The sequence below is a fragment of the Flavobacterium ustbae genome, from assembly GCF_003946915.1.
Taxonomy (GTDB): domain Bacteria; phylum Bacteroidota; class Bacteroidia; order Flavobacteriales; family Flavobacteriaceae; genus Flavobacterium; species Flavobacterium ustbae.
Window position 1 is genome coordinate 80,769 of the sequence record NZ_RPOC01000008.1, and the last position, 19,211, is coordinate 99,979.

Annotated in this window: 15 protein-coding genes and 1 pseudogene; 4 read left to right on the plus strand and 12 right to left on the minus strand. The window is 33.9% G+C overall.

The window, feature by feature from the left end:
• Positions 1–9 precede the first annotated feature (9 nt).
• The 4 genes and pseudogenes from EG814_RS11930 to EG814_RS11945 all read right to left on the minus strand — a co-directional run bounded on the left by EG814_RS11930 (position 10) and on the right by EG814_RS11945 (position 3,049).
• Positions 10–432: a hypothetical protein gene (locus EG814_RS11930; RefSeq protein WP_164515319.1), complete on the minus strand. Its 423-nt coding sequence runs from the start codon at positions 430–432 to the stop codon at positions 10–12.
• A gap of 99 nt (positions 433–531) precedes the next feature.
• Positions 532–1,088 (minus strand): annotated as a pseudogene (locus tag EG814_RS11935) (REP-associated tyrosine transposase).
• A 383-nt stretch (positions 1,089–1,471) separates the two neighbouring features.
• Positions 1,472–2,053: a hypothetical protein gene (locus EG814_RS11940; RefSeq protein WP_125722175.1), complete on the minus strand. Its 582-nt coding sequence runs from the start codon at positions 2,051–2,053 to the stop codon at positions 1,472–1,474.
• A gap of 618 nt (positions 2,054–2,671) precedes the next feature.
• Positions 2,672–3,049: a heavy-metal-associated domain-containing protein gene (locus tag EG814_RS11945; protein ID WP_125722176.1), complete on the minus strand. Its 378-nt coding sequence runs from the start codon at positions 3,047–3,049 to the stop codon at positions 2,672–2,674.
• A gap of 102 nt (positions 3,050–3,151) precedes the next feature.
• On the opposite strand from EG814_RS11945, the gene EG814_RS11950 reads away from it, so the two are divergent.
• Positions 3,152–4,018, plus strand: a complete 867-nt coding sequence (locus EG814_RS11950; RefSeq protein WP_125722177.1) for a DMT family transporter — start codon at positions 3,152–3,154, stop codon at positions 4,016–4,018.
• 158 nt (positions 4,019–4,176) lie between these two features.
• Here EG814_RS11950 and EG814_RS11955 read toward each other — a convergent pair whose 3' ends face one another.
• Positions 4,177–6,225, minus strand: a complete 2,049-nt coding sequence (locus EG814_RS11955; RefSeq protein ID WP_206430305.1) for a M16 family metallopeptidase — start codon at positions 6,223–6,225, stop codon at positions 4,177–4,179.
• A 13-nt stretch (positions 6,226–6,238) separates the two neighbouring features.
• Positions 6,239–7,561: a M16 family metallopeptidase gene (locus EG814_RS11960; protein WP_125722178.1), complete on the minus strand. Its 1,323-nt coding sequence runs from the start codon at positions 7,559–7,561 to the stop codon at positions 6,239–6,241.
• Between the two features lie 272 nt (positions 7,562–7,833).
• Here EG814_RS11960 and rplU point away from each other — a divergent pair, with 272 nt between their 5' ends.
• Positions 7,834–8,274 carry a 50S ribosomal protein L21 gene (rplU, locus tag EG814_RS11965; protein WP_125722179.1) on the plus strand — a complete coding sequence of 147 codons (441 nt, stop codon included), beginning with the start codon at positions 7,834–7,836 and terminating at the stop codon, positions 8,272–8,274.
• 24 nt (positions 8,275–8,298) lie between these two features.
• On the plus strand, positions 8,299–8,559 hold the full coding sequence (gene rpmA, locus EG814_RS11970) for a 50S ribosomal protein L27 (protein WP_012023622.1): 261 nt from the start codon (positions 8,299–8,301) through the stop codon (positions 8,557–8,559).
• A gap of 451 nt (positions 8,560–9,010) precedes the next feature.
• Here rpmA and EG814_RS11975 read toward each other — a convergent pair whose 3' ends face one another.
• Entirely contained in the window at positions 9,011–11,767 is a 2,757-nt protein-coding gene (locus EG814_RS11975) for an AsmA-like C-terminal region-containing protein (RefSeq protein ID WP_125722180.1), read from the minus strand.
• Positions 11,768–11,817: 50 nt separating this feature from the next.
• Positions 11,818–12,399, minus strand: coding sequence for a tRNA-(ms[2]io[6]A)-hydroxylase (gene miaE, locus EG814_RS11980; protein ID WP_125722181.1), 582 nt, complete (start codon positions 12,397–12,399; stop codon positions 11,818–11,820).
• A 113-nt stretch (positions 12,400–12,512) separates the two neighbouring features.
• On the opposite strand from miaE, the gene EG814_RS11985 reads away from it, so the two are divergent.
• Complete coding sequence (locus EG814_RS11985; RefSeq protein WP_125722276.1) at positions 12,513–13,757, plus strand: glycosyltransferase; 1,245 nt, start codon at positions 12,513–12,515, stop codon at positions 13,755–13,757.
• On the opposite strand, the gene EG814_RS11990 is transcribed toward EG814_RS11985, so the two are convergent.
• The 4 genes from EG814_RS11990 to EG814_RS12005 all read right to left on the minus strand — a co-directional run bounded on the left by EG814_RS11990 (position 13,754) and on the right by EG814_RS12005 (position 19,211).
• Positions 13,754–14,632 (minus strand): helix-turn-helix domain-containing protein, encoded by an 879-nt coding sequence (locus EG814_RS11990; RefSeq protein WP_125722182.1) that lies wholly within the window; start codon positions 14,630–14,632, stop codon positions 13,754–13,756. The two genes, EG814_RS11985 and EG814_RS11990, sit on opposite strands and share 4 nt — an antisense overlap.
• A gap of 87 nt (positions 14,633–14,719) precedes the next feature.
• Positions 14,720–15,250, minus strand: coding sequence for a carboxymuconolactone decarboxylase family protein (locus EG814_RS11995; RefSeq protein WP_125722183.1), 531 nt, complete (start codon positions 15,248–15,250; stop codon positions 14,720–14,722).
• A 369-nt stretch (positions 15,251–15,619) separates the two neighbouring features.
• On the minus strand, positions 15,620–17,467 hold the full coding sequence (locus tag EG814_RS12000; protein ID WP_125722184.1) for a hydrolase/aminopeptidase: 1,848 nt from the start codon (positions 17,465–17,467) through the stop codon (positions 15,620–15,622).
• Between the two features lie 91 nt (positions 17,468–17,558).
• Positions 17,559–19,211, minus strand: coding sequence for a pyruvate dehydrogenase complex dihydrolipoamide acetyltransferase (locus tag EG814_RS12005; RefSeq protein ID WP_125722185.1), 1,653 nt, complete (start codon positions 19,209–19,211; stop codon positions 17,559–17,561).

The window sequence follows — 19,211 nt, forward strand, 5'->3', positions numbered from 1 at the left end:
AAGACATCATTACCCAGTTAACCAATTGTTGCGATTATAGTTATATAAATAGCCCTTTTGGTTAGCACTGCTTCCATTGTAATCTCCAGAAATGCCTTTATTGGCCCAACGAGCAGCTTTGATGTTTCCATTGTAATCAGATCCTGCGGTTGGAGAAGAAGTTATATTTCGTCCATTTCTTAAGTAATCCCCATTGTAATAATCAAGTGTTAAACCAAATACATCATTGCCATCTCCTCCAGGATCTTTTGAAGCTTCTAAACTTGGATGATTAATGCTTTTTAGCTGCCCTCCCAATGTATATACATAATCTAAGCCTTGTGCTCCCTGCGCAATATTCACTCTTTTTAATTCACCAGTTTTATAATAGCTGTAGTCTGCATGGGTTGTAAAGTTTGCATTGTCTGTTGAAGTTTCTACTTTAGTTAACACATTATTTACGTCATGGGTATATCTATGTGCAAATAAGCCCGATAGCGCAGATTTGTAATCTGTGCCCACAAAGTTGAGTCAACATAAAAGATGACCATTTCAAAATAAGTATAGTAAAACAACATCTAAATCATTTTCTAAATCTGCATAATTCCTTGCCGAACTAAAATAATAATCTTCAGCTGAGCTCACAGTTTTATCTTTGACAGGATTATTATGAATATAATCTATTTTTTGCTTAATAAATTTATTGCTGTAAATAAGTTCTGAATGATAACCATTCTGCCAAACTTTATAAGTCTGATCCTTTTTTAAATGCTCGCATGCTTTCTGGAAATATTCCAACATCCATTCTCTTCTGCTTTCAGGTTCGTCTATTATGGTCTGGACTATTTTTTTGGATGTAAACTTTTTAAAATCTCTTAAAATATCAGATAATACAAAACCATTTGTGCCTTTGCAGAGCAGATGAATATGGCTGCTCATAATACAATACGCATAAATTTCTAAACCTTTATTTTCCTTATAGTATTTTTAAAGCATTTATTAGAACGTTTTTCTCGTTCAGCCTAGTAAAAAACATCAATCCAGCCTACAATAGTTAGAATTATAAAATAAGCTTCCTCAGTTGTCGCTGCTTTGTATTTTGTCGATATATTTTTTTCTTACAAAAATAAAAAGTAAAGTGTAAAACTTTACTTTTATTTTTGGGTTATTAAAGAAATTACTTTGTGGGCACAGATTGCAAATCTGCGCTAACGTTGCGGAAATAAATCTGCGCGATCGGGTTGTAATTTTTGTTGGTAATTCCTTCTTCTCTATAATTGGTGATGAATTTACACCTTTTTTATTGTCTGCATTATTGCAGCTAATTAGAAAAATAAGAATTATAAGTATTTGCAATGCTTTCATAAAATGTTATCTTTTTGATAAATTATTAACATAAGGATTTATTGTTGCTGGATTTGGCTTATCATTTCGATTTCATTTCTTAACGCTGGCGTGAGCGTCTCGCTCGTGCAAAATAAAAATTTGAAAATTATTTTTGACTGTGGTTATCTGATTCTTTGTAATTAGTTAATCGATGAAAAATGTCAACACCTTCATCTCCCATAATTAGAAAATAATTTTCTGACTTCGAGAATCCTAAATATTTTTTTCCTTCGTAATTATTTTGTTGCAACTCTAAAAAATATTTTTTTCCATTCTTATAATTTAAGATAAGAGGTACCTTGATATTCCAAGCAATATCAAAAAATTCTATCTTCCAACTATTATCTTTTGTTAATAAATTTCCGCCGCCACCTCTTAATCCAAAAATAAATACAGTTTCAGACTTACTTTGAAAATAAAAAGTCAGATTGTCATCAGATATAGTTTTTTTAAATGAATTCTCATAATCACTAAATATGATATTCCTTTTAATAATATCATAAATAAAAATTCCATCTCCATTAATTATTAGAATATTATCATCTGAAAACCATCCAATTGCTATTATTCCATTTAGTCGAATAGCCGAATAGTACTCCCAATCAGATGCTTTTCTGACTAAATTTTCGTCTGATAACTCATTAAATATGTTGTCTTCATATTTGTTTTTTAAATCTTTTAATCTCATGATTACGGGGTTATAATTGTTGCAACTAAGAGATATGTTATCGTTTTGAAATATCGAATTCTGTTAAAAAGGTATCTTTGAACTTTTCTTTTAGAAAGAGATGTAATTCAAACATACCATCCTCAAATTCGTCTTCTTCGTACAGTCCGTCGCAGCTAATTTTGTAATTTTTATTATTGTTGAATTGTATTTCTACAGCTTTGATTTGGTAGATATAATAATCTTTATAAATTACATTGATTGACTTAATTTGTTGAAAACCAAATATGATTGTTTTTTTTGATCTTTTGTAATTTAACGTTATGCTTTCATTGCTTATAATTAACGTCTTTGCTTGAAGATAAAAAACAAAAACGGTTATCGAAAGGAATAATATGTAAACTAGTATACCCAGTATCTTAAAAAATATGGAAAAACAAAATAAAATTAGAAATAACCCAAAATTTGAATATAAATAATAGATATATAAAAGTTTATATGTTCTCATTTTTGGAGTCTAAGAGTTGTTATATGTGTCTGTGGTGTATTCACTTTGCTATAACACCCAAGCATCAACAAATATAAACTAAAAAAATGCGCTCAAATTTGAGCGCATTTTTTATAATTGAATTTTCGAATTTAAGACTTAAAATTCGAAACCTTATAAGTCTTCCCATCTCCAGTATCTTGAACCACTTTTGTTAAAGATTCTGGATTTTGGATTGTTTTATCAAAACTTACAGTTGCTGTTTTTTTATCAAAATCAACGGTTGCTTTGTCAACTCCGTCAAGATTTGCTAACTCTTCTTCGATTGTTTTAGCACATCCTACCGCACAAGTCATTCCGTCAATTGTAAAGCTTGCTGTTTGTAAATTTTCGGCAGCAATTGGTTTGTGTTCTTTTGGAGCCGTTTTTTCAGCATTTACAACTTGAAGACTTTTATCTTCTTCTTTTTTGCAGCCAACAAATACTAAACCAGCGATTGTTGCAGCGATTAAGATTTTTGAAATTTTCATTATATATAAATTTTAAATTGCGAATTAGGTTGTTTGCAAAATTAATAAAAAGAGAATGCTCAGTTCGTAAAATAATTACAAATTTGCACTAAATAACAATTTATGGATACAAAACAGTTAAAGTGGATTTACTTAGCGATTCTTTCTCTTATTTGGGGAAGTTCTTTTATTTTAATAAAAAAGGGACTAATCGGACTAACTGCTATTCAAGTTGGTTCGTTCCGAATTATTTTTGCCGCGTTGTTTCTGTTGATTTTTGGTTTTAATAGTTTGAAAAAAATCTCTCGTCGCCAGTGGAAGTATGTTGCTATAACTTCTCTTTTCGGAACTTTTATGCCAGCTTATCTTTTTGCGATTGCAGAAACTCAGGTAAGCAGTTCGATTGTAGCAATTTTAAATTCATTGACGCCCTTAAATACTTTGGTTTTAGGAATTATAGCTTTCGGAATTCAGTTTCAAAAGCGACAAGTTTTAGGCGTTTTTGTTGGGCTTGTAGGCTGTCTGCTTTTGGTTTTAAGCGGCGATTCTTCAAGCGGAACTCAAAATTATCTTTATGTTGTATTGGTTGTAATTGCTACGCTCAGTTATGCAATCAACGTAAATCTGATTAAGAAATATTTGCATGACTTGAATTCGGTTAGCATTACAACAGGAAATTTTGCCGTATTATTTTTGCCTGCTTTAATTATTCTGAGTACGACAGATATTGTTCAGAAAATACATTTTGCAGAAACGCAGCATTCTATACTTTTTGTAATGATCTTAGGAGTTTTAGGAACTGGAATAGCAAATATTCTTTTCTTTAAACTGATTCAGATGTCATCGCCAGTTTTCGCAACTTCAGTAACGTATCTGATTCCGATTGTGGCGTTCTTCTGGGGATTGTTAGATAATGAAGTTCTTACTCCAATTCAATCTGTTGGAGCATTTATTATTTTGATTGGAGTTTATTTGTCGGCTAAGAAGTAGTTGTGAGTTATGAGTTGTGAGTTATGAGTTATGGGTTGTAAGTTATAAATTAAGGAGTTAATTCTAAATATAAAAAAGCTTTGTCAAAGTTTCAAACTTTGACAAAGCCGATAAAAAAAACTTTGTGTCTTTGGGCCTTTGTGGCTAAAAACCTTTTCCTATAAAAAATCCTTCTCAGAAACTCCTTCGTTTATTTTGATATCAGACATTTTAATATCCAATTCGAAACCAACATTCTGAACCAGGTTAAAAGGAACTTTCACGCCTTTTACTTCTTTATAATCGTTAAAATTTGTGATTTGTTCTACTGATTTTCCGCCTTGTTCGCGAACTTTAGATTCAGCAGTTTTTAAACCCGATTTCACATCATAATAATATTTTGTTTTGCCGTCTTTAATTACATAAGCATCGTTCCCGTTAATTGGCTCGATTCCTTCAACTTTTAAGTCGGTTCTTTTTGCAAGCTGTAATTCTTCAAAAGGAGTGGCATTTGCTTTCATATCAGCCAAGTCTTCACCTTCAAGGTTTTTGCGCTGTCCTTGCTGTTCAACGTATGCGCCTTTTTCATTAACCACTTGTTTCATTAAATTTACGGTGCCCATTGAAAGCGAAACCATCATTTTTCCTTTCGAATCCAATTTAGAGGTAAAAGTCAGTGGAGTAGGAGCTTGCGGAACAGTTGTGGAGCCATTCATGTATAATGTTTTTACCGCTGAAACGGCTTTTTCACCACCAATTGCATTAATGTAGTTTTCGAAAACTCTTTTTGCTGTAATGTCTTTTGGAGCTTCTTTTTTAGAGGCTGGTTTTTCAACAGGATTTCCGTATTTGTCAAAATAATTGATCGGAATTTGTAATTTTTCTAAACCAGAAATTACATCAGAACCTTTTCCGACAATTACGATTCGCATGTTATCTAATAAGAAATATTTGTTGGCAACACGGTAAATATCATCTGCTGAAACATTGTTAATAGTCTGAATGTATTTTTCGTAGAAATCAGCAGGAAGTTTTTCTGTTTCGATATTTAAGGCATAACGAGCAACAGCTTGCGGTTTTTCAACCTGCATAACAAATCTTCCAATATAACCGGCTTTTACATTTCTCAAGACTTCTGGATCAACTCTCTCGGTGCGAACTCTTTTAATTTCTTTTATAAACTGTACAACGGCGCTATCTGTAACGGTATTTCTAACGGCAGATGAGGCTTTAAATTTGGTTACGTATTTACCGCTTCCAATGCTTGAATTAGCACCATACGTCCAAGCGTGCTGTTCGCGTAGATTCATGTTTAAATAACTGTTGAAATCGCCTCCTAAAATTTGATTGGCAATAACAGCAGGAAAAAAATCTGGATCACTCATTCTTAAATTTACAGTATTTACTAATGAAATTTCAGATTGAACGGCGTTTGGAACATCAACAAAATCAATTTGTAAGTTGGAAACATTTACTGGACTTGGATAAGTGTTTTTTGGCGCAACCTGTTTTTTCCATCCGCTGAATAATTTCTCGACGGCAGTTTTGATTTCTTTAAATTTAATATCGCCAATAACGACTAAATAAGCATTTTCTGGAACGAAATAAGTATTATAGTTGTTTTGAACATCTGCTAGAGTTACATTTTTTACAGTTTCTTCGGAAAGATATTCGCCATTCGGATGGTTTTTTCCAAAAGCTAAAACGTCAACCACTCGGTTAGAAATTGCAGGAACACTTTTTTCGTCAGCTTTAAGGCCTTCTAAAAGTTTTGCTTTTTCTTTATCAAATTCGGTTTGAGTGAAATTTGGCTGTAAAGCGCCTTCTGCCAAAAGTTCTAAAACGCGTCCTGAATATTTGGATAATGAACTTGCGTAAGCGCCTTGCGATGTAAAATTAATATTGGCTCCGTAAAAGTCAATTTCTTCATTAAAAGCTTCTTTGGTCGTTTTTTTAGTTCCGTTTCCAATTAAACTGCTAGTCAATTCATCAACTCCTTTTTTATTGCCTTCAGTAAATGGAGCATTGTCTAGTGTAAGTGTAAAACTAACTCTAGGCAATTTATGGTTTTCAACAACTAAAACCTTCATCCCATTTGATAAAACAAAAGTCTGCGGTTTTTTGATGTTGACTACTGGGGCATTTCCTGGTTTGGGTTGTGGACGATCTTGTGCTTGCATAATTCCAGTTAGGAAAAAAAGGATTAAAAAAGTATATATTTTTTTCATGATTTCGATATTCTTAGTTCTGAGATTTAGCTGAAGGAATGTAATCTAAAATCAATCGCTGATTCGGATTTAAATATTTTTTGGCAACTTCTCTGATTTCTTCTCTTGTTATAGAGTGATAAATGTCGATTTCGGTATTGATTAGATTGACATCACCATACAGTAAATAATACGAAGCAAGATTCTCTGCAATTCCTTCTACGCTCGAATTGGCATTTACATAATTGTTGTCGAATTTGTTTTGTAATTTCTGGTAATCTTTTTCAGAAATAAGGTCGGTTTGTATTTTTACAATTTCCTCATCCATTTCTTTTAAAATATCGGCAGTCGTGTTTGGAGCCATTGGGAGTCCATAAAGAATATACATTCCGTAATCTTCTTGGCTAAATCCTACCGCGCCAATTTGTAACGCCATTTTTTTGTCGTCAACTATTTTTTTGTAAAGTTTAGAGCTTTTTCCGTCGCTTAAATAAGACGAAATCAAATCTAAAACTCTTGCATCTCTCGTTTTCATTGAAGGCGTTCTGTACGAAGCTACAATCATTGGAATCTGAATGTTCGGATCTTCGTAAGTTGCTTTAATGGTCTGAGTGATTGGATCCTCTGTATAAGTCTGTTTTTTAACAACTTCTCCTTTAGGAATTGGTCCGAAATATTTCTGAATCCATTCTTTTGTTTTTGTTTTTTCAAAATCTCCAGCTACGACCAAAACAGCGTTATTTGGAGTATAGAATTTTTTATTAAAAGCTTGGAATTCTTCTAGCGTTGCAGCGTCCAAATCTTTCATGGAGCCAATTGTGGTCCATCTGTAAGGATGATTTTTGAACATATTCTTCTTAACCTCAGGAAGGATATTTCCGTAAGGCTGATTGTCGTAACGCATTCTTTTTTCTTCTTTTACGACTTCATTCTGAGTATCAACTCCAATTTTATTAATAATAGGATGCATCAATCTTTCAGATTCCATCCATAAACCAAGTTCTAAACTGTTTGAAGGAAAAACTTCATAATAATAAGTTCGGTCATCAGATGTGTTGGCGTTGTTTACTCCTCCGTTTGCCGTAACGATTTTCATCCATTCGCCACGTTTTATATTTTGAGTTCCTTCAAATAATAGATGTTCAAAGAAGTGTGCAAATCCGGTTCGGTCTGGACGTTCGTCTTTTGACCCAACATGATACATTACCGAAGTAATTACAACTGGAGCAGAAGGGTCATTGTGTAAAATGACATGCAGTCCATTGTCTAAATCGTATTCTTCAAAAGCTACTTTTTGGGCATGAGCCACTCCGCCAAGCATTAATGCAGCACTTAACATCATTATTGATTTTTTCATAAAGATTAATAATTTTAAAATATCAACAAGAGTAGGTCGACAAGAGTTGATTTTGGTTACATCAAAAATAGTTTTTTTAATTATGAATTGTAGATTTGTTTTTAAATAAATGCAGTTTTAACAATCTTTTACTTTAAAATAATTTTATTTATCGTGCGAAACTGCTTGAAAAACAAGGTTTTTTAAAGTCAAAATATTTTTGCTTTTATAGATTGCACAGTAAATTTTTAGTTGTATATTTGCAACCTTAAAAATCAATAAATCAATTTGGTATGTATGCAATCGTAGAGATAGCAGGGCAACAATTTAAAGTAAGCAAAGACTTAAAGGTTTATGTTCACCGTTTGGCTAACGAAGAAGGTTCAAAAGTTTCTTTTGATAAAGTTCTTTTATTAGACGATAACGGAAGCGTAACTTTAGGCGCCCCAGCTATAGAAGGTGCTTCAGTAGAAGCTAAAGTGTTACAACACTTAAAAGGTGATAAAGTTATCGTTTTCAAAAAGAAAAGAAGAAAAGGATACAAAAAAAGAAATGGTCACAGACAATATCTTACACAAATTGTAATTGAAGGTATTACTGCAGCAGGTGGAACTAAAAAAGCAGCAGCTAAAAAAGCAGTTGTAGCAGAAGAAGCTCCAGCAGCTACTGAAGAGGCTCCAAAAGCAAAAAAAGCAGCAGCTCCAAAAGCAAAAAAAGAGACTACTAAAGAATAATAACAATATTTAAACTTATACGTCATGGCTCACAAGAAAGGTGTCGGTAGTTCGAAGAATGGTAGAGAATCAGAATCAAAACGTCTAGGCGTTAAGATTTATGGTGGTCAAGCTGCTATTGCTGGGAACATCATCGTTAGACAAAGAGGTTCAAAACATAATCCAGGTGAAAACGTTTACATCAGTAAAGATCACACACTACACGCAAGAGTAGCTGGAGTTGTTAAGTTCCAAAAGAAAAGAGATAACAAATCTTATGTATCTATTATCCCATTTGAGGCATAATAATTCATAGATTACTTTTTATAAAAAACCCGTTCAGAAATGAACGGGTTTTTTGTTTTTGTTTTTTTTACCATATAAGGGATTTAAGAAAATTTAAGCTTTTTTTCTCTATCCAAACAAAATCATGCTTTCAGCTTTTATTTGTAGAAGATAAATATCAAGTCCTTTGACTTCGCTAAAGGAGAATTAGAATTTATATTTAATTCAAACATAGCCCACGGTTTCAACCGTGGGAAACGTATTTACGAAAACGTATTTACGAAAACGTATTTTAGAAAATGTATGTTGCTAATTGACGATTGCGTCCCCACGGTTGAAACCGTGGGCTATGTTCAAATGCAATGAATATATGATTAGACATTTAAAATCTAAAAAAACCTTTGTAAAAGCCTAAAACTTTGACAAAGGTTGATGTATTGTAATTAGAATTGGAATTTGGAATTTTTCAAATCTATTCCTCCGTGTCTTTTGTTTCCTCCAGATCCTCCGTTTTTCTTCCTACTTTTACTTTAGGATTGTCCTGAGTTCCGGTTACAGTTAGCGGAATTCCGAAAATGCCGAAAGGAGGCAATCCTAAACGCATTTTTAAGTTCAATCTGCCGTCTAGGCTTGATGTTCCTTCAATTCTTGGTCTGAAACCTGCAAACTTAAATTTAAAGCGTTCTACTGTAACGATATTATTTTTAACGGTTGTTTTAATATCTACTTTCGAAAGATCCGGATTTTTCATCGACTCCGAATTCGTCTGTTTGCTTACCGCATTAAACATTTTTAAACCGCGAACTTTTACATCTTTTACAGAAAGTGTTCCGCCGCCCGAAAGTGAAGGATAAACAGGATCCATGTTTTTATTTAAACGGCCTTTCAGTTGATAGTCTAAAGAAACGATTCCCTGAGCTTTTTCTGCTGCACTGGCCATTTTTCTGAAAACTTCAATTTCATTATACGCTTTTTTGATATCAAAATCGGTGGCTTTTATCGCATAATCAAAGTTCGCTTTTTGTGGCGTTACGGCTTGGTAATTGGCGTTCATTGAGACTTTGCATCCAATTAAATTAAATCCAGTATTCTGCATCGTTAATTTACCATTTTTCATAGTTAAATGTCCTGTTGCATTTTGAAGGTTTAATTTGTCAAAATTTACTTTTTGAGCATTTGCCAATAATTGTAAGTTTAAATTGTTTGGAATAATGATTACACCTGTTTGGGCATTTTCAGATTGTTTTGTTTCTGTAGTAGAAGTCTGTTTTACAGATGCATTTGGATCTACCTCTGACATGAACTCATCAACATTAATGTATCGCGAAGTCACTTTAAAAGAGCCTTTTAAAACGCTTGTATTGGTGCTGACATAATTAAAAACATTCTGCAAATAACCATTCATCTTAAAATCGGATTGTCCGTAAGCAGCTAAGAAGTTGTTGAAAGACATCTTATCCTGATTAATTTTGAATATTCCTTCTTTGATAATGAATTTCTTTGGAAGATATTCAGAAGCAATTCCGATGTTTCTTAGTTCAAGCGTTCCTTTGTTGTTTAATTTGCTGTAATTTCCTTTTTCAGCGTCGCTTTGTTTTCCTTTCAAAGATAAATCTGCTTTTACAAAACCATCTAGATCAAGACCTTTTTGAGAGAAGACTTTGTAAATTCTGCTCACATCCAATTCGCCTTTGGCTTTAATGTCATAATTTAGATCGTCAAAATTGCTTAAATCAGCTTGTACAAACACGGGTTTTCCTTCAAAAGTAAATTGTGTTGGATGTAAGTTTACTTTCAGATCTTCAAAAGTTCCTTTTTGGTTTTCAATTTTAGATTTAATCGTAATGTTTGTAATTGGATTTGGATAATAAGGTGTTTTTAAATAACCGTTATCCAAATTAATGGTTCCGTTTGTAACGGGAAAGCGTTTGTTTTTCTGATCAAATACTCCGTTTGCTTTTACGTCCCCCGCCAAAGCTCCTTTTAGTTCAATATCAGGAATTCCAAGCGCTTTAGTTAGTTTTTCAAGATCGATTTTGGCTTTAAAATCGGCATTAATATCTGGTGTATTGATTCCTTTAATTAAAAACTTAGATTTTAAATAATCCTGATTAATGTTTAAAGAAAGATTTTTAGCATCGACAATAACTAAATCCGGATTTAAAGACGGAACCGTTGTTTTGATGTCTAAATTTAAGTTTGAAACAGGAAATGCACTTTTGTTATAATTGACAAATCCGTCGTTTAATTTTACATCCAAATTCAAATCTGGAGCAATATTTTCTGATGTAATATATTTTCCTTTTAAAGTAAGCAGTAGGCTAGTATTTCCCTGCAATTCTGTTTTAGAAAGCCAAGTAATATATTTTGGAGGAAAAGCCGTAAAGACATCGTAAAGTTTGCTATTGTCAGATTTAATAACAAAATCCATATTATAGCCATCCTTCAAAATGTCAAATTTTCCTTTAAAGTCAACTAAAAGCTGATTGATTTTTAAGTTGTTTTGCTGAAAAAAGAAAGAAAGCGAGTTGATGTTTACTTTTGTAATCAAATCCGCATCAATCTTTTTGTTCATTAAATACGGCTCATCTTCGTAAACAATATTTAATTTTTCGATTTTTGCTTTAGAAGACAAATCAAAAACAGCTTTGTTTAAATCTCCTTTTCCTAAATAATTAAATCCGTACGCATCAAAATGGACTTTAGTTGATTTGTCATCATAAATAATTTTGCTATTTAAGATTTCAATTCGTTCGAGTTTTAATGCAGTATCAGAACTATCTTTAGTTTTAGAGGCCTGTTCTTGGGATTTGTAAATGTTGTAATTCGCTTCTCCGTTCGGATTCACTTTTACGTTTATAAAAGAATCTGATAAATAAATCTGATCTATTTTTACCGACTTGCTAAAAATAAGACTCGCCACATTTATTCCAAAAGAAACCTCTTTTGCAGTAATGAATTTTTCGTTTTTGTATGGTGCCGAACCGTTCAGACTTAAATTGTCTAAAGTTAAAGTTAGAGAAGGAAAGTGGCGGAAAAAGGAAACAGAAACATCAGAGTAGTTCAATTCTGCGCTTAATCTTTCGTTGGCTGTTTCCTTTATTTGCTCTTTAATTTGATCCTCAAATACGATAGGCGTTAAAAATAATAATCCTAAAATAACCGCGAAAGTTATTCCGAAATACTTCGCAATTTTAAAAACGATTGATCTGGATTTACTCTTCTGCATAGCGAATTGTGGTATTTAAATATAAAATAGAGTCAAAAAAAGAGCGTAATTTATCCGTGAACGGTTTCTTTTTTACCATAATTGGTAATAATAGAACCTTCATATTCGATCCATTCTTTCCAGCGTTTATCGATGTCAATGTTGTCTTGATATTTTCTGGCAAATCCTAAAAAAGTAGTATAGTGTCCGGCTTCAGAAATCATTAAATCACGGTAGAATTTTGCTAATTCTTCATCTTTAATATTTTCAGATAGCACTTTAAAACGCTCACAGCTTCTAGCTTCGATCATTGCCGAAAACAATAATCTGTCGCAAAGTGCGTCTTTTCTGCTGCCGTCTTTTTTCATGAATTTAAAAAGTTCATTCACATAATGATCTTTTCTTTCACGTCCTAAAGTAAGTCCGCGTTGTTTGATTATGTTGTGAACCATTTGAAAATGTTCCAATTCTTCTCTTGCAATTTCCAGCATTTCGGTTACTAATTCCTCTATTTCAGAATTATATGTCACGATGCTAATGGCGTTTGAAGCTGCTTTTTGCTCGCACCATGCGTGATCAGTTAAAATTTCTTCGATATTCGATTCGACGATATTTACCCAGCGCGGGTCTGTAGCTAATTTTAATCCCAACATAATTTCTAAGAATTTAGTTTTGCAAAATTAGTGTTTTTTTACAACCGAAAGTCAGGAAAAATGGTGCAAAAACGTTCAAAAATGTATTATTTTGTAAAATGAAACCAATTAAAATGGAACAGTCCAAAAAACTTTTGATTATTGGCTTTGTCTGGCCAGAGCCAAAGTCTTCTGCAGCAGGCGGTAGAATGATGCAATTGATTTCGATTTTCGCAGCAAACGGATTCGAAATTACTTTTGCAAGCGCTGCGCTGGATAGTGATTTTATGGTTGATTTGTCTGAATTTGGAGTGGCAAAAATGAATATTGAACTCAATGCTTGTTCGTTTGATGATTTTGTTTCAGAATTTAATCCAGATGTGGTTTTATTTGATCGTTTCATGATTGAAGAACAATTTGGGTGGCGCGTGATTGAAAAATGCCCAAAAGCAATCCGAATTTTGGATACCGAAGATTTGCATTGTTTGAGAACAGCAAGGCAAAAAGCTTTTAAAGAAAATCGTACTTTCGAAATTCAGGATTTATTGTCAGAAGAAGTTGCAAAAAGAGAAATTGCTAGTATCTTAAGATGCGATTTGTCTCTAATTATTTCTGATTTTGAAATGAATATTCTAAAAGATGTTTTTAAAATAAATCAGGAAATACTTTTTTATCTTCCCTTTTTGGTTGATGAAATGAATTACGAAAACCTTCTGCAACTACCTTCTTTTGAAAATCGTAAAAATTTTGTTTTCATTGGGAATTTTCTTCATGAACCCAATTGGAATACCGTTCAATATTTAAAAGAAGCTATTTGGCCTTTTATAAAAAAAGATTTTCCAGAAGCCATTTTGGAAGTTTACGGAGCTTATCCTTCGCAAAAAGTATTGCAGTTGCATCAGCCTAAAAATGGTTTTTATATCATGGGAAGGGCAGAAGACGCCAATGAAATTGTGAAAAAAACTAGAGTTGTTTTGGCGCCAATTCGTTTTGGAGCCGGTTTAAAAGGCAAATTATTAGAAGCCATGCAATGCGGAACGCCGAGTGTGACAACTTCTATTGGTTCTGAAGCCATGCACGCTAATTTATTTTGGAATGGTTTTATCGAAGATAATCCAGTAGAATTTGCTAAAAAAGCTATTACGCTTTATAAAGATGAAAATCTTTGGAGAAAATCTCAAAAAAACGGAATCGAAATTATTAATAAATGTTATCAAAAAAGTGCTTATTCTGAGCAATTGCTTTCATTGGTAAATTCACTTTTAGCAGATTCCGAAAGTCATCGTCTTCATAATTTTATGGGGAATCTGCTGCAGCATCATGCCTATAAAAGCACCATGTACATGTCTAAATGGATTGAGGCTAAGAATAAAAATTAAGCGTCCATTTTTCCGAATCCTACCGTTTCGCGATAGATTTGCGGAGAAACATCGGCATTGGTTTTAAAGAAACGGCTAAAATAATGTTCGTCATCGTAGCCCAATTCGTAAGCGATTTCTTTTACGGTTTTACTGGTTAAGTATAATTCTCTTTTAGCTTCAATAATAATTCTTTCCGAAATTAAATTGGTCAGTGTTTTATTGAAATAATTCTTAGCTAACTTGGCCAATGCTTTTGGAGAAATATTTAATAAATCGGCATAATTTGCGGCAGAATGTTTTGTTTTGAAATTCAGTTCAATAGCATCTTTCAAGTTTTGAAGAATAACTGGTTCTTTAGAATCGGGAACTGATTTCATTTCTTCTAACTGTTCGGTTTTTAGACGAGAAGCTGTAATCAAGAAAATCTTTAAATACGAAATAAGCAGTTCATATTGTGCCAATTCTGCATTTTGGATCTCTGCTTTCATTTGGTCGATAACCATATTGAAAGTCAGTGCAGTTTGTTCTGTAACCTTTACATAAGGCGGCTGATAGATATTGTTGAATAAAACACCGTTGCACGAAACTTCTTTTTGATGCATGTGGATGCAATAGAAATCGGAGTGAAAATGAATCGCAATTCCTTCAATCGGTTCGTTTACACAAAGCATAAAAGGCTGATACGGAGAAAAGGCGAGAAGTGAGTTTTCTTCAAAATGATGTTCTGCAAAATCGGCTTTTACTTTGCCTTTTCCTTTGGTTACCCAAATTAGAGAGTAATAATTATTTCGCTGCAAATAATCAAAATGGCTGTTGTCGTCAAACGTAAGAATTTTGAAAGCCAAATTCCCATTTTGCGGATTTATTAAAGTGAAAACATTCTGTGAACTCATAAGTTTCATTTTTGGAAATATAAAGATAGCTATGAAATAAACTCATAGCTATCTTTATACATTGTTTTTTGCTATTGAAAGATTGGCTTATACTGTTGGAAAATCAATTTCAGTATTTGCGAGATTGTTGAAGTAGTTGGTTAGAACATTCAACGCTGTATGTGCCACAGTTTCGGCAATTTCAGCATCAGATACGCCTGCATTTTTTGCTTTGTTTACATCTTCATCGTTTACCAAACCATTTTTACTGATTAAGGTTTTAGCCAATTGTAAAATCGCTTCTGTTTTAGCATCTGTAGAATTTCCTGTTCTAGCTGCGTGTAAAACTGCTGGATCAGCTTTTACCAATTTTTCACCGATAAAAGTGTGCGCTGCTAAACAGTAATCACAAGAGTTACTTTCTGAAACTGCCAAAGCAATTAATTCACCTGTTTTAGCGCTTAATTTTCCATGGCTCAAAGCGCCGCTTAATCCTAAATAGCCTTCCAAAACCGCTGGAGAATTTCCCATTGTTCTCATCATGTTCGGAACAACGCCTAATTTTGCTTGTACTGCGTTGAATAAATCTTTAGTTTTTCCTGTTACTTCTTCTGGGTTTAATGCTGTTAATCGTGTCATTTTATTTAAATTTTAATTTTTATTATTTGTTGTTGTCTTTTGACATTACAAAGGTGCGACGATTACAGATTTTAGAACATGGAGGATTTACGCTATGTGATGGACAATTTTCCCTAGATAGTTTTTAAATGAAAAAATCCCCGATTACGAATGTAATCGAGGATTTGAAAGGTTATGGTTTTATCCCAAAGGGATTACATGTCGGTAGAAAAAAAATTGTGATCATTTCAATTGTCCCGTCAGGGACTACAATTATAAGGAATTTGTTTAGTCCCTAACGGGACAAATGTCTTTGGGGCCTCATATTTTTTCTACCGACATGTAATCCCTTCGGGATATAAAATTGTAAACGGCAAATTTTAATGCTTTCTATTTCAAAATCCCTTCAACAGCCTGAATAGTTGTAGCGTGATAACCAGATTTTGCTTTTTCAAAAACTTGTTTTGCCCAAACTTTTCCTTCAGGAGTTTTAACCATTTCTTTGTAGAGCATCATCACAGAACCCGTTCTGCTGATTCCGATTAGGAATTGCTCAATTGCTGGATACGCAGGTTTGTATTGATGGCGTAATGCCTGAACAAACCATTGACGTTTAATAATGAAGTTTCCGCCTTGTGTAAAGTTGAATTCTTTGTCAATAGCTTCCATTTCTTTTACGGTAATATCAGCTGGAAGATGATCAATAAAGTGTTGTTTTTCTGCAGTGGTCGTGATTTTTTTGCTCAAACCTTCAACGCCAGTTTCTCTCCAGCTTTTTTGAATAGCATCAATCGCATCAAAATCAGCGGAACTAACAGGAAGTATGTTTGACGGAATTCCCGGTTTGTAAATCCAATCTTCCAATTTGATTTTATCTTCTAATGCTTTATCTCCTTTGATCAAATTTTCATTCAAATATTTTACAAAATCTTCTGTTGTGATCGATTGGAAAGCGTGCGAATCAAAATAATTTTTGATAAATGGATCAAATTTTTCACGTCCAACTGCATTTTCAATCACTCTTAAAAAAGCATAACCTTTCACATAAGGAATCTGACTAATTCCGTCATCAGGATTTCTATTTGTTAAACTAACCTTTAATCTTGTGTCTGGATTTGTATCTCCATATTCAGCAACGTTATCTGTCAATTCTTTATTAGTGATAACGTTTTGCATTTCAAATTCTTTCTTTCCAAAAATAGCTTCTCCAATTCGGTGTTCTACGTAAGTTGTAAAACCTTCGTTTAACCAAATATCATCCCAAGTTGCGTTTGTAACTAAGTTTCCGCTCCAGCTGTGTCCTAATTCGTGTGCCAATAAACTCGTTAAAGAACGATCTCCTGCAATTACACCAGGAGTTAAGAATGTTAAGTTTGGATTTTCCATTCCGCCGTAAGGAAAACTTGGAGGTAAAACCAAGACATCGTAACGTCCCCAACGGTATGGACCGTAAAGTTTTTCAGCAGCATCAACCATTTTGCCCAATTCAGCAAATTCGTCAGCCGATTTTTTTAACATTGAAGGTTCTGCATAAACTCCAGTTCTTTTGTCAATTGCTTGAAATTCGATATTTCCAACCGCAATTGCCATTAAATAAGACGGAATTGCTTTGTCTTGTTTGAAAGTATAAACCCCAGTATCATTTTTCTTCTGCGGATTTACAGCACTCATAACGGCTAATAAATCTTTAGGAACCGTAACTTTTGCATTGTAAGTAAAACGAATTCCTGGTGAATCCTGACACGGAATCCAAGTTCTTGACCAAACGCTTTCTCCTTGAGAGAATAAAAAAGGTTTCTTTTTGTCTGCCGTTTGCTCTGGTTTCAGCCATTGTAGCGCCACAGCATCTTTAGTGGTGTTGTAATAAATGTTTACTTTGGTTGTGTTGGGGTCAATAGTGATATGAAGTGGTTTTCCGTGAAATTCGGTGTCTTTTCCCAATTCAAATTTTGTTTCTTTTTCATCGTCGCCTAAAGTTACTTTGGTAATTTCTAAAGTGTTTTCGTCGAAGATAATTTCGTTTCCTTTGCTTTTGTTGTCAATGGTCCAAGAAGCTTTTCCTGAAATGGTTTGCGTGTCAAAATCGACTTTGATATCTAAATCAAGATGTTTTACAACGGCAAGTTCTGGTTTAGAATAGCTGTGTTCGTCTGTAACGGTGGATTTATTTTCTGTTTTATCTTTTTTCTGACAGGCAATTGCTGTCAGGAATAAAGTGACAAGAATTAGTTTCTTCATTTTATGAGGTTTTGAATTTGAGGATGAAAATTAAACAAAAAATCCCGTCCCGAAACTTCGGGACAGGATTTAATTATAAAATTAACAACGATTACGCCAACATGGTAACTGGGCTTTCAATGTATTGTTTTAATGTTTGTAAGAACTGAGCTCCAGTTGCACCGTCGATAGTTCTGTGGTCACAAGCTAATGATAACATCATTGTGTTTCCAACTACGATCTGACCGTTTTTAACAACAGGTTTCTCAACAATTGCACCAACAGAAAGGATTGCAGAGTTTGGCTGATTAATGATTGAATTAAATTCAGTAATGCCAAACATTCCAAGGTTAGAAACTGTAAATGTGCTTCCTTCCATTTCTTGTGGTCCCAATTTTTTGTTTTTAGCTCTTCCAGCAAGATCTCTTACGCTTCCGCCAATTTGAGATAAACTCATAGCATCTGTAAATTTCAATACAGGAACTACTAATCCGTCTTCAACAGCTACAGCAACACCAATATTTACGTGGTGATTGATGATGATAGCATCTTCTTTCCAAGTAGAGTTGATTTTTGGGTGTTTTTTCAATGCTAAAGCACAAGCTTTGATTACCATATCGTTGAAAGATACTTTTGTATCAGGTACGCTATTGATAGCAGCTCTTGCCTGCATAGCTTCGTCCATGCTTACCTCAATCACTAAGTTGTAGTGAGGAGCTGTGAATAAAGATTCAGAAAGACGTTTTGCAATGATTTTACGCATTTGAGAATTTTTGATCTCTTCTGTGTAAACTTCTCCAGCAGGAACAAATACTTTTGGAGCAGCAGCTTTTTCTTCAGCTTTTGCAGCAGGTGCAGAAGCGTTAGATGCAGGTGCAGCTTGAGCAGATGGAGTAAAGTTTTCGATATCGCTTTTTACGATACGTCCGTTTTCTCCAGAACCTTTAACTTGAGATAATTGGATTCCTTTATCAGAAGCAATTTTCTTAGCTAAAGGTGAAGCTAAAATTCTTCCGTTTGAAGTTTCAGCAGCAGCTTCTGGCGCTTTTTCAGCAGCAGGAGCGGATTTTGTTTCTTCAGTAGGAGCACTTGCAGGTGCAGCACCTCCAGCAGAGAAATTATCAGCAATTCCAGAAATGTCAGTTCCTGCAGGTCCGATAATAGCTAATAAGCTGTCAACAGGTGCAGTATTTCCTTCTTGAATTCCGATGTATAATAATGTACCAGCATTGAAAGACTCAAACTCCATAGTCGCTTTGTCTGTTTCAATTTCTGCTAAAATATCGCCTTCGGCAACAGTATCGCCAACTTTTTTCAACCAAGTTGCTACGGTTCCTTCTGTCATTGTATCACTCAAACGAGGCATAGTTACCACTACAACTCCTTTTGGTAATTCAGTTGCAGCTTTTGCAGGAGCAGCAGCTTCTGTTTTTGCTTCAGCAGCAGGAGCATCCGCTTTTGGTTCCGAAGCTTCGGAACTAGCAGCAGGAGCATCACCACCAGCAAGAAAAGCAGAAATATCTTCTCCTTCGTTACCAATGATGGCTAATAATGAATCAACTGGAGCAGTTTGTCCAGCTTGAATTCCGATATGTAAAAGAGTTCCTTCGTTAAAAGATTCGAACTCCATTGTTGCTTTGTCTGTTTCAATTTCTGCTAAGATATCTCCTTCGCTTACTTTATCGCCTACTTTTTTAAGCCAAGTCGCTACCGTTCCTTCCGTCATTGTATCGCTCAAACGAGGCATTGTTACTTTAATTGCCAT